Source organism: Photorhabdus australis DSM 17609, assembly GCF_000711895.1.
Classification (GTDB): domain Bacteria; phylum Pseudomonadota; class Gammaproteobacteria; order Enterobacterales; family Enterobacteriaceae; genus Photorhabdus; species Photorhabdus australis.
This window is the reverse complement of record NZ_JONO01000033.1, coordinates 47,039-60,220: the sequence shown is the minus strand read 5'-3', so window position 1 is coordinate 60,220 and position 13,182 is coordinate 47,039. Positions and strand designations below refer to the sequence as shown.

Annotated in this window: 4 protein-coding genes; 1 reads left to right on the top strand and 3 read right to left on the bottom strand. The window is 48.2% G+C overall.

The features are described from left to right. Positions 1-660: 660 nt before the first annotated feature. From BO26_RS10950 to BO26_RS10940, 3 genes are read right to left on the bottom strand one after another with little or no spacing between them, the layout of a single operon-like run. Complete coding sequence (locus BO26_RS10950; RefSeq protein WP_036771334.1) at positions 661-1,329, bottom strand: PAS and helix-turn-helix domain-containing protein; 669 nt, start codon at positions 1,327-1,329, stop codon at positions 661-663. Between the two features lie 26 nt (positions 1,330-1,355). Further along, the gene (locus tag BO26_RS10945; RefSeq protein ID WP_036771333.1) at positions 1,356-2,042 is read right to left on the bottom strand and encodes a helix-turn-helix transcriptional regulator; all 687 of its coding nucleotides are present in this window, start codon (positions 2,040-2,042) and stop codon (positions 1,356-1,358) included. A gap of 32 nt (positions 2,043-2,074) precedes the next feature. Beyond that, positions 2,075-2,764, bottom strand: coding sequence for a PAS domain-containing protein (locus BO26_RS10940; RefSeq protein ID WP_036771331.1), 690 nt, complete (start codon positions 2,762-2,764; stop codon positions 2,075-2,077). Between the two features lie 1,448 nt (positions 2,765-4,212). On the opposite strand from BO26_RS10940, the gene BO26_RS10935 reads away from it, so the two are divergent. After that, on the top strand, positions 4,213-13,023 hold the full coding sequence (locus BO26_RS10935) for a TcdA/TcdB pore-forming domain-containing protein (protein WP_036771337.1): 8,811 nt from the start codon (positions 4,213-4,215) through the stop codon (positions 13,021-13,023). Positions 13,024-13,182 lie beyond the last annotated feature (159 nt).

Here is a 13,182-nt window from a genome sequence, read left to right as displayed (position 1 = left end):
TCTGTTTGACGAGGCTGAGGCGATATCGTGGCAATGGCGTTGCTCTGATAGCGGAAACGTTTTGTGCTGTACGTTCTTCTGTTGAGCGGCGAATGAATTGAAAAAAACGCAATTTTATTTGCTGTTTTTACCGGTTTATTCACCTGAGACTATTATCTGAAATCATAAGTTACCAATAATTGCCAATATACGTGGCAATGACTGGAAAAAGTGAATTAATTTATATCCGCTGATTCACTCTTCCCAGGGATATACCTGTTATCTTTCAAGTTGCCTCTTTGTTGGCTGCACTCACTCACCCCGGTCACATCGTTATCTATACCCTTCATCTTTCAAGCTGCTGCTTTGTTGGCTGCGTTCACTTACCCCAGTCACATAGTTATCTATGCTCCTGGGGATGCGTTCACTTGCCGTCGCGATGCATCTTGAAATCTATTGGGTATAAAGATGAACAGTAAAAGAGTGGCAATATTATGCAAAGTTATTTATTTAATTCTGGTGATATTCATAATAAAGTGTTTTCCTATAACTGAATGCCATAGAAGTATTGCATAATTCCAGAGATTTTAATTATATTTTTCCTATGATTAGGATGCTTTATCCCCGGCTTTTACGATAGTTTTTGCCGGGGGTTATGATAAATTGGATAATGCAGAGTTTTTAGGACAATAAAAACTTTTCTGGTACATAATGGTGAAATTTATTAGCTATACAGTATTCTTCCAATTGTTGACTGGAATTAATACCTGCCTTGTAATATATCTTATTCATATGTGTTTCAACTGTATGATAAGAAATATTTAATATTTTTCCAATCTGTTTTTTGTTGTGTTGCTGTAAAAAGAGGAAAATAATATCCCATTCCCGTTGAGTAAATAGAGCTGTTGGTGGATGGAGCATAATAGATGCGGGTAACTCATCATAATATTGATATAGGCTGGTTAATGAGTAACTTGGTGCTTTCCAGGCATGTAAAAGGATTCCGATGCATTCATTTTCATCATTATATAGTGGGGATTTTTCTGAAAAATAAGATGACAGAACTTTCTCTTTTCCAAATTCATGTGTTTCAAGTGAACATATTCTTTCTCCTTTTTTCATTACATTTTTATCGTGAATAATGAATTCTTTTGCAAATTCAGCTCCGCCCCAAGGGAGTTCGTTGTCATACAGCCCTTCATAATTAAATGAATGTGGAAAATTTTGAATGGATTTAAATGCCATATTACCATGAATCCAGCATGAATTTTTATCTTTGATTCCCCAAGGCTCATTACTGATTTCTATTGTATTGATAATTTGAGACGATATTATGTGATTTTTATTCATAGTAACTCCATTTTAATCTTAGAATTTTAAACAAACATTCTGCTTTCTGGATGTACAAATCTTTCTGGTACATAGAGATCAAAATCATTCGTGCGACAATATTCTTCTAATTGATAGCTAGATCTCACGCCAATCTTTTTATATATCCGTGACATATGGACTTCGACAGTCCGGTAGGAAATATTTAATATTTTACCCATTTGTTTACTGGTATATTTTTGTAGCGAGAGGAAAATAACGTCCCACTCCCGCTGGGTAAATAAATCAGTGGGGGGTTGGAACATAATAGATGCCGGGAGTTTACCATGGAATAAACGGGTTAATGAGAAATCCTGGGCTTTCCATCCATGGAAAAGAATACCGATACATTCGTTTTCATCATTATATAATGGAAATTTTTCCTGGAAATAAGATGAAAGAAATTTATCTTTTCCAAACATATGTGTTTCAAGTGAGCATATTCTTTCTCCTTTTTCCATTACAGTTTTATCATGAATAATGAATTCTTTTGCAAACTCAGCTCCGCTCCAGGGAATTTCATCATCAAAAAGCCCTTCATAATTAAATGAATCTGGAACATTCTCAAGATGTTTAAGTGCTTGATTTACATAAATAAAGCGTGAGTTTTGATCTTTTATTCCCCAAGGTTCATCACTTTGCTGCATTGTATTAATGACTTGAAGTGAGATATCTATATTATTAAGTTTTTTCATCATTAAATCCTATTGTTAAGTTAATAATAGTCTTATAATTCTCTGCTACCAGTAGTGACAAATCTTTCTGGAATATAGTGATCAAGTTTATTTTCTTTGCAGAAATCGGCTAATTCTATATGTGGTGGTAAATTAAATTTTTGGTAAATTGACTGAATATAATTAACCACATCTTCTGTACTGATCATTAATTCTTTACTAATGCTTTCTTCATCTAATGAGCGAAGGGTAAGAAAGAGAACTTCCCACTCAGTTTGCGTTAATATGTTATTAGGTGGTATGAATTCCAGTGTTGCTGGAGATGTTTTTCCATAATAGTAAGAAACAGAGAAATCTTGAGATTTGTACATATGAAAAATGACACCGATACAGCCACCGTCGTCGTCACAAAGTGGATATTTGTCACAGAGATAAGTTTGTTTAACATTATTTGCTGCAAACTGATGAGTTTCCAGCGAAGTGACTCGTTGCATAGTTTGAATGGCTTTTTGATCCTGTTGGTGGAATTCTTTAGCATATTCTGCAATAGGTGAGGGTAATTCCTCTGTTGAAAGCCCTGTAATATCGAAATCTTCAGGTAGATTAAGTAATTGATAAAAAGCGGGATTAGCATAGATAAATCTTGATTGGAGATCTTTGGCTCCCCAAGGATCATCACTTCTCTCCCACATGAGAATTAATTGTGGAGTGATATTACTGGGTTTGTTTTTTATATTTGACATAGCAACTCCCGAATCTTTATTTAAGTCATTATCTGGATGGTTAGTTGGCCAATTATACTTCAAGTGATCCAGTTGTATAATAGAATATAATAACCTGCTCGTCAAAAAGCATATATTTATTAATTGATTTTTTACTATTCAATAGGGAAATTTTAAACCTGAATGAATATAACCAGAATGATTATTTTGTATAAAAATTATTTTCATGGTCTGTAGAGAACAGTGGTCATGAGCGGTTGTGTCTGTTTGGCTCATGATTTGGGGTTAGATAATGTGTATGATAAATAGTGAATGAGCGTAGGCTATATCAGAAATTTAGTATTTTATTTGTTATTAATTTATAAATAATTATTTATTCTAATGCTTTATAGCTTATTATATTAATTATTTTATTTACTTTTGTTTTTTAACTAAAGAGAAAGTTTAGACAATGTTCTGGTAAAAATATTGACGTTTGAGTGTTATTTTAGTGCAGTAGTTAGGGTAATAGATTACTTGAATTCTCAAAAACATCCCTATTCTCACTTATCCCGGTCATATAGTTATCTATACCCGTCATCTTTCAAGTTGCTTCTTTGTTGGCTGCACTCACTCACCCCGGTCACATAGTTATCTATGCTCCCGGGGATTCGCTCCCTTGCCGCCGCGATGCATCTTGAAATCTATTGGGTATATACCCTTCATCTTTCAAGCTGCTGCTTTGTTGGCTGCGTTCATTTACCCCAGTCACCTAGTTATCTATGCTCCTGGGGAGGCGTTCTCTTGCCGCCGCTTTGCAACTTGAAATCTATTGGGTATATATCCCTCCAACGCTATTCTTGTTATTCGACCAATAAATCATAAGTGATTTATTGTGGCGGATTATTATGACTTCGATTTTCCTCTTATATCCTGAAAGTTCGCTTTGTTCTCAATAATAATTTAGGGGGAGAGCATTTCGCTGTTCTGTTAAAGCCCAATCACCTGAAATATCAAACCTAAAATGATCAGATATAACCATTCGCTAATAAATAACCTGCCTGAAATTCGTCATTATTTATTCAACGTTTTATAGAAAACGTAACAAAATGATTAGAAATCATGCTCATATGGAATAATTATATTAAGAAATAATTTCAATTGTTAATAATTGATATTTAAATATATGCATAGTTGATTATATTTAATTGTTATCATTCATATGATCTGCAATATAAACGAAAAATAAAGGAAATAATGATGACTACAATTACAGAGCAAGTAACTAGTGACTATCCAATATTCACCAACCTAAAAAACATGGTCTGCGATTATTTCTCAAATCAATGAATATAAAATGACATTTACCTTCTACCCGGCTGTATGTGTGGGAATCCCTCGGTAAATGTACTTAATAACCAATCCGTATCGACAGACTGCCTTTCGCGGCGCGAAGGGTTTCCCTCAAAAACAGACAAAGGATCACTACAATGGCTTTTATATCTAAAGATTTTACGAAGTTGCTTAATACCCTGATCGATAGACAGATCGAAGCAGCAGGTCGTCAAACCGAATGGTTCAAAATGAGCCCTGACGAGCGAGCTGATTACATCAGGCAGGTAAACGAACGGCTGCAAGAAATGCAGCAGAGTACCCTGAGTGTGCTGGCTGCCCAGCATTTTCAGATGCAGGATAACCCTGTTTCTGTCAGCGACCAGTTGCAGACACTACAGCAAAGACGCAAGCAAATGGATGATGTGCCCGGCACACTGGCGATCAACGCCTACAAGCAGCAACTGGACCGCGATATCCAGTTATACGACCGCCAACAGACAGCCATGGAGCACTTTGACAGTACCTGGAGCAAGGTCCTGGGCATGCTGAATTCTGGCGGATCCAAGACCCTAAAGGAGGACGCAGCGGGTAAGCAGGCCAGGCTGGATGCGGAGATCAGGCGTCTGGAACAGCAATTGACTACACAAGCGGCCGATTCTACATTCAGCCAAAAATACGTGACACTATTTTCCGAGCTACAAGCTTACAAGGACGTCAATGCCCGCTACAGCGCTTTGCTCAAGGCACCCCCTGCGGAAGAGGCGGCGGCCTTCGACGCGTTGACCAAAGTGCCTCAAGCCTCCGATGATCTGCCGGTCAATATTTCACTACTGATGATGGAAGAACGTCCGGGCTACATTCGCATGAATGTTGCGCTGGTCAATGCCAGCACTGATGGCCGCTTCAAGGACTTCTTCCTGGAGAAGGGTAGGTTGGTCGTGCCGACGAATGGGGTACTCAACTTCTCCTTCGGTACCGCAGCCCGTTCTCTGGCCTGGCAACAACAATACCGGCTCAAAAATGAGCCTCCATCCTTCCGCTCGCCGACCTATGCGCCAATTCGCTCGGTGCTGGTCAAAACTGCATTTGTCGAGAAGTACTTTGCCAACTATCTGGTTTCGGAAAGTACCTTGCGTGAAGGTTTCAAGGCACAGTTGCTGAGTAACGGTCACAAGATGCTGTTGACCAACGTTGATCGCAAAGTGCCGAACCAGATTGGGATTCAGGTGTCTGGTCAGGCTCTGAATACCACTATCCCCCGTGAGGTGTCATTACCAGGCGCCTTGAGTGACCTGATCAACCAGAATGCTGATATTTCCAGCTTTCAGACTATCGGCCTGGAAGGGTTTCGCCAGAACAGTTACCACCCGGACCGTGACGGGCTTTTCGTCAATATCCATGAGCTGGAACGTTCAGTCGGTTTTGCCGGTCGTCAGTACTTGCTGGAAATGCCACAGGGCGAAACCTATCTGTCGGCAACGCCTTTCGTGGTGATGAGCGTTGATGGCGACAAGATCAGCAGTAGTCACTTGAGTAAGGCACAGACCGCTGAGTTGTATCAATACAACGCCGCATTTTTCGAGAAGGTAGATCAGTTACGAGACTATGGTGTGGAGGCCAGCCGTTTGTTTAAAGGTAGCAGTGAACGCACCACGTTTGAGCAGCAACTGGTGCGTTTGCTTGAACGTAACCACATCACCCCTGCAGGAGTGTTGGAGCCGAAATACACCTATAACAGAATGCGTGATATCAAGGGTAATAACCTGAACAAGGTACTGTGGGAGCAGGCGTTTGCCGCTTCGGTGTGGCAGAGTGTCGATAATGACCCGTTGTTGTTCGGGTTGGCGGCGAGTTTGGTAAAAAACCCAGCCGTGGTTAAGGTTCTGCAAAGTGGATATGTGCAAGGTGACATTGCCCAGGCCAAGAAACTGCTGGAGCCACTGTACGAACAGTGGCGCATTCAGGCTGTCGAAGCGGAAACCCAGCGGGTCGCCAGCGCCAATGCAGCACAGCATCCGAACAACCCGAAAATACAGGTTTTCGATCAGGTTGCGGTAGAGCGCTCGCTGGATGGCAAGTTGCTCACCCTGTTGTTGGCCGGTCCTGAGGGCCTTGTGAGCGACAATGTGCAGCTGCGTTTGACGGCTAAAGAGGCGCTGTTGAGCCATGAGGGCAGAAGCTTGCGCAAACAGGTCTTGTTCCATGTTTTGCGTCCGGTAGCTGATGGTATTTCCAAAGCTGCAGTTCCGGTCAATCTCCACGCTGAACTGGGTGCCGACAAGGTTGTGATCAATAACCGGTTGAATAAGCCAGACCCGTATCTGATCCTCAATACTAACTCTGAAGAGCTGGCGTATCATGATGGTCAGTACCTGATTAAGGATGATAAGTACCGCAGCTACAACCAATTCCGTCCAGACCCTAATAATAATGCCACACGTTACATGAATGACCTGGATACCCCGTTCGTAGGAGGGATCTCCGGGACTACCCAGACTGTCAGCAACGCCTTGCCGGAATTGTTCGGTGGCTCGTTGAGCATCAAGCAGTACTGGCAGTTCCAGATGGCTAATGCGGCCTTCATGATCCGTAACGGCTATCATTCGTTCTTCGAAACCTTCTACGTTGCTGCGCGTTATGAACCGGAGGGTGCGGGCAGTATCGGTAAGGACATCTTGCAGATGTTCGACAAGTACCGCGCTGAAGGTAGCAGGATGGCGTTGCAGGGTGAAGCATTGCAGGGTGAATTGTATGATGGCGTAATGGCGCGAGTTTTGCCAGTCGTCAATCAGGGTTTGTCGAAGGATAATGAATTTCACCCACCTCGTTTTACCCGTACCGGGCCAAGGCCGGCGCTGTTAGGGCAGGCGGTGAAGGATCTCGAACTCAAGGCCGGATTGGCGTCTGTAGGTGATGGATGGGAACCTCGTCAGGGCAGCATATCCATCTATAAGTTTGTCTCCGATCCTATACAGTTCGCCAAAACCCATGTCATCAGTGCCGAGGCGCTGGTCAGGTCGGGCCACCTGCCGGCAGAGGGTAATGCTCAGTTGGTGAAGGTGGCCCATAACCTGTATGAGCTTGAATACACCGAGCAAAGCGCCAATGATATATCGGCAAACAGTGTATTGGCGTATTTCCTTGGCTACAACGGTCCGAGCCAGACCAATGCGGTGCCCGCTTATGTGGACATTCCTAAGCAGGCGGCACTGAGCCACTTCCTTTTTACTGGTACGTTGTCGGGTAGCTCGCTGGTGGTGACGAGTCTTGACGACAATATCTTCCGGGTTTACCACGATGGCCGGGTCAACAGCTCGCTGCTGTACGACAACGTGGTGATGGCGGTCGACTACAAGGATTACCAGGTATCCGGTACCGCCGAGGGTTTTGCTACGGCGTACATGCAGTACGTCAATGGAAAATGGCAGCTGGTGTTCCAGCGTCAGGAATATCAACGAGATGGGCAGATGGTCTGGCCGAAGCTGCGCGGTGATGGGGAGCCACTCTTGATCCAGGTCGCTGACAGTCAGGTGGGACAACGCAATCAGGGCAAGTTTGCCACCTACCGCGAGCAGATTCACCAACAACTGAAGAAGGTAGCGAAGCAGTTTGGCGTATCGGTCGAAGGGATTGCCGATGGTGTCTACACCGAGGGCGAGTTTTCTCCCGAACATCCAGCCATTGCTGCATGGACCCGGTTGCGCGAAGCCGTTCAAGCTAAGGTTTCTGCCGACATTGACCAGGTGGTGGAAAAACGCTACCAGCTTCAGGAAGCACGACGTACCTCAAGCGATACGACCTTGATCGACCTGCAGATCAAACAACTCAATCTGACGCAGGACTACTACAGGGCGCAGTACGAGTCAGTATTGCGTGAAGCTGACCTTGTCGAAAAGACTTGGCTCTGGCAGCAAATCAAGGCCAAAGATGGCAGCTCTGCGGTGGTACGGATTGATGATACGGCCATTCAGGGCGGAAAGCGCCCCAGCAGCATGGGTGAGCGTTATGCGATAGCCGAGGCTTACCAGCGTGGTGCGGCTGGCACCGCATTTACCAATGGCTTACGCAACTTCCGTGAGATTAAGATCCCCGGTATGGATGACAAAATGTCGGTTCTGGACATGAAACGCCTGTTTCTTGAGGGAGAACTCACTCACGAGCAACGGGGTGCCTTGAGCGGCCATATCGCCAAAGCCAGCCAGGCCGAGTACATCGATAAGGTACTGCGGCAGACTGCGGTGTTCAGTGAGGACTTCCATGATGCCGGCAGTGTCTTCAACCGTCTGGTCCCACAGGATTTTTATCTGTTGCTGGTTGGTGACCGATCCGGTGGGCGTTGCTACCCCTTGGTCAGGGCCATGGCTGTGGCATTGGCGAGTGGTGGTGAGGCCGGCATCAACAATCTGGTGCAAAAGTTGTTCTTCGCTTCCGCCGACCCGCAGGCGGGCAGTTCCACGCTACTCAAGAACAGCCTGATCAGGTTGCACTCCAATGTTGAAGCCGTTCAGGCATCTACAAATTTGTTGAATCTGTTCAACTTGTCCGAGGTGGTGTCGCGGCTGAACACAACGCCCCGCGCTTCGATGTTTGCGCTCAATACTCAGAATCACTCGATGATGGTAGGGGTCACAGTCACAGCCGAAGGGCGTCGCTACTACTTCTACGACCCGAACGTCGGAATCTTTGCTTTCGACAACCCGAATAATTTGTCCAGGGCGATGGAGAAGCACTTGGTGGGGCGCAATCTGGCCGTGCACTATGGCTCATTCGGCAGTAAGTCGGTGCCGACTTTCAACCTGGTTGAGATCGATACGGGTAAGATGGCGGAGGTAACTGTGGGCAATGGCCTGAACGTGGCCGATCTGACCCGGTCCGAGGAACTGGCCAGTGTTATCGGGCAACGGCGTCAGGTTGAGCAGGCGGTGAGAGTACCAGAGCAGGTCAAGGAAGACTTGCGACTAAGCACCTTGCTGAAGACCCTTGATGCCGAGCAGTGGGGGGCACGGTTCGAAGTTGCCAGTACCCGGTTGGCGCAAGAACACCAACTGGATAGCCGCTGGTTACCGATCATCGCCACGACCGAAGACCAGGGAAAAGGTCGTTACCGGGTCCAGTTCATCAATCGTGAACAACCACAACCCGAGCAAACTCGCTGGCTAGCCACTGACGATAGTACCTTTGTCGAATTCCGGGGTTTCGTCGATGAGCACATGAGCGTGCTGAACGAGCATTTTACTCTGGAGCATGGCCGGATGCAGCCTCGCGGCGGGGTTGGCGAGGCCGCGCCGGTGGATGGGTTGAACGCCGCGTTTACGGTCCAGACGCTGATCCAGTGGTTTGCTGACAAGAACCGCCGTGATGCTGCAAGCGGGGTGGCTTCGCCTAATCTCGCTACTGCGCTCAAGGTTCACAGCTATCTTGGTCTGGCCCAGATGGCCCACGGTAGTCTCCAGGATGTGGCTAAGGTCACTGAGCTGGTAAGTACGGCGCTGCGCGGCGAAGTGGAAGCCGCCGAAACCTCGTTTAAGGACTTTGCCTTGAGTCTGGGCCACACCGTCAATGAAGGCGTCGGCGTGTTGTTTGGCGTAGGCATGATCGGTCTGGATGCCTATGAATTGGCCCATGCCGAGAACGATGTACAGAAGGCCGTGTTCGGTACCCAGCTGGCGTTCGACTCGGCCAGCTTCGTCACTGGCGCTGCTGGGGTGGGGGCCGGGTTGATCGGTGCTTCAACGACTGCGGCAGTACTCGGTGGGGCAGGGGTGATCCTTGGCGGGCTCGCCGTGGGCTTTACGGCACTGGCGCAGGCTTTTGGGGCGGTTGCCGAGGATGCCAAGGCAGTGGGCCGTTACTTCTACGCGGTTGACCATGCCTACAGTAACAATGGCTATGATCATAAAGTCGAAAACGAGAAGAAGGTGCTGGTGCCCTTGCCTGGGGCGGTAGTCAAGCGCCTTGACCTGAAAAAAGATCGGATAGTTTTCGACAGCCAGTACATTTACCGTACCCATTCCGGCCCTACCGGTTCGGGGGCAATTAATTACTTCTTCTGGGTCGCTGATTTTCCGCGAATGGTCCACGACCGAGGTGAGGCGATTGAGGTGCGCAGCGGCATTGGTTACCCGGAGTCTTCCAGCCTTGAGTACGGCGACAGTGTAGTGATCCTGCCGGGTACGCCTAAGTCCTACATCAGATATGAATATATGCTGCTTCCCGGTGCTACCACACGCCACGACGCCGGTTTTGACGTGATCCGCAGGCTTGAGGAAGACAAGCGGTTTGACTACGATTTCTACATCTTTCCGGGGGAGCAGACAATCCGCAGGATTCATCATGAGTACGTTGACACCCCGATTGAGGTGGTGCTCGATCAGCGTGATCGGCAACTGGTGGTGCCTGAACTGCCCAAAGAGCTGCATGGTTACCTGCGTTACGAGATCAAGGGTGCAGGTGGTAAGTACCAGATTGGCCTCAACGAAGGCACCCGAGTTAAGCTCACCAACGTTGTTGCCAGTGAATGGATCATTGACCGCAGTCAGCTAGCCAGTGACAGCATCAGCGTGTCGCAGAACCAGTTGGTAGTTGGTGGGGTTGTGGTAGAGCTTGACCCGGCTCAGAACAGACCGGTATCGGTGGTCAGTGGCAAGGGGGAAGTACATGCAGTCGTTTTCTCCAACTCGAAGCTGACTGTTGATTTAGTAAGCACCAATGCGAGCGAATGGCAGGGGCCTGGCCAGCAAATCGAGCAGCATCTAAGAGAACTGAATAAGGCGCATCAGTTGCATGGGCAGTACGTGGTGGTTGAGAACTACCGCCACAATGGGCGAGATGTTGGTCGAGCGTTCTACGATGTGGTCAAGGACCGCATGCTGTTTACCGACACCGACACCGACACCGGCCAGGAGCAGGCCAGACATGCCCAATTGGGTGCGGTGATAGACGACTATGCCTATTTCTACGATGCCAATAACGTGGCGGTATGGCGGGTAGACATTGCCACCGGAAAGGTCAATGCGCAGTTTGAACCATTGTTCAACGAGTATGACGGTGAGATCAGTCGGCTGTGGCAGGAAGGAAATGCGGTCTACCTGGCGCGCCATTATCGACTAAAGGAGAGGGATACGGCTGAACTGAGCTATCAGATCCTCGGTGACCAAATGGAGTTGGTGAGTGCGGTGGGTGATGATGAGCTGCTCCAGCTTTCGGCACGGACTGGCCGGCATGATGATACGCTCCAGGTCATACTCCAGAGTTATAGGAGCAGTAGTACCTCGCGCAAGACTCCGACGTATTTTCGGGGCGCACGGCTGATCCAGCCAACCAGTGCGGAGCTGGTCACTGTGTTTGGCGTGGATGCGGCTCGCGTGCCGCATCGCTACTGGATACGTACCCGCGACGGGATGCTAATCAAACCAAATCTGGCACCACAGGCGGATCAGAACTTGCACTTCGAAGCGCACGAACAGATTCGCAGTGCTTGGAAGATCCCCGCCGACCTAGTGTTGGCGGGGAGCATGCCACAGCTCGGAGGCCCCGGTGGCGAGGAAGTATTTTTCTTCTACAGCAAGGAGCAAAAGGTTCTGTTCCGCCAAGAAGGACCGGGGCAGGAGGTACTCGATGCTAACCAGCCGAGCGCATTACGGGTCACCACGCCGGCCTTGGCTAACGTGATCAATGTGAACGGTCACCTGATTGTGATGACTGAGGATGGGCGTGTTGCCCGGCTTGATGCACTGGGACAGCTTAGCTACGCAGCGGTTAACGAGCATTGGCTCAAGGAACGTACCCACTGGTGGAAGGACTTGGCTGATGTTACCGGCTTCAGAGCCACTCTGGCGGTGTTCGGGGTCAAAGGCACCAATGACAACTTGCTGCCGGTGTGGTACCACAACGGCCAAGTGGTGGTGGCTTCGGCTCCCCTGCAAGACAAGCATCTACAGTTCTTGGGTTTCGAAGCGGACGGTTCCAACGCACGACTGTTCGAACCCGCCAGCGGTAAGTTATATCGTCAGCCGCCTATGACTGCCGATGCGCTGGTTGCCGCGTTCGGTACCGGCGCGGTGCTTGAAGCCTCGGCGCAGCTTCCCGCTGCCAGTGAACTGACGCCTGAACTGCACCTCAAGGCGGCGGAGCAAGTTGATGCCGGTCTGCGCTTGACCACCATCAAGGGCGAGATCTTGCTGCGAACCAATGACGGCAAATTGCAGTTGGTTGCCGTCGACAAAGCTTGGCAGCAGGACAACTTCACCCGTCTGCCACAGGCACTTGCTGAGGTTGCCGGTCAGTGGCCTACCAAAGGCGTGTTGACCTTGCAAGGTGATGCAATTCGAGGATGGTTTGATATTGGTAGCGGCCAGGTGTTCTCCAGCGATGGTATCCCTGCTACGGACAACCTGCGTTTCGTTGGAGTGGATGCCGGGAAGAAGGGCGCGTACGTGTACAGCCCAACGGACCAGGCGCTGTACCGGGTTCAGGGCGGTGGTGTGCATTACACCGGTGTTGAGCGTATTGGTTCGTCATTGTTGCTTCAGGGTGGGGAGATGAGTGGTCGTCAGGACGAGCTGACTCCGCCGTTGATCGCTGGTGTCGACAGCGTGGTGCTGTATGGTGGAGCTGATAACGATACCTACCGTTTCAGTCAGGCGATGTGGTCGCATTACCGCATAATCGTCATTGACAACGATGACCCGAAACAAGCTCTGGACCGCTTGATCATACCGATGGCCGATGCGGAAAAAATCCTCGTCAGCCGTCACGAAGATGACCTGATATTGACCGACTCGGCCAATGGCACAGCTCTGGTGATGCGCAAAGTGTTTGGTAGTCAAGCGATGACGCACCGGCATCTGCAAATCGAGCTAAAAGGTTCCTCGTCGGTGATCAGCGTTGATCATTTGGTCAAGTGTTTTACCAGGATGGGAATGGCTAAGGATGGTTTGTTTGAACTGTCCTGGGCCATCCAGTAACCGGTGACAGCGTTTGCGCACTTGCCGCAAAACTATCAGACTGCATAAGCGGTACTGGTAACATCTCTGTCCTGGACTGGCAGGAGAAACCACAGGAGGGGCGTAAAGCCCTTCCTGATTTTTGGCTCCGTCGAAACATTCCTTATTTAACCTCAGTGC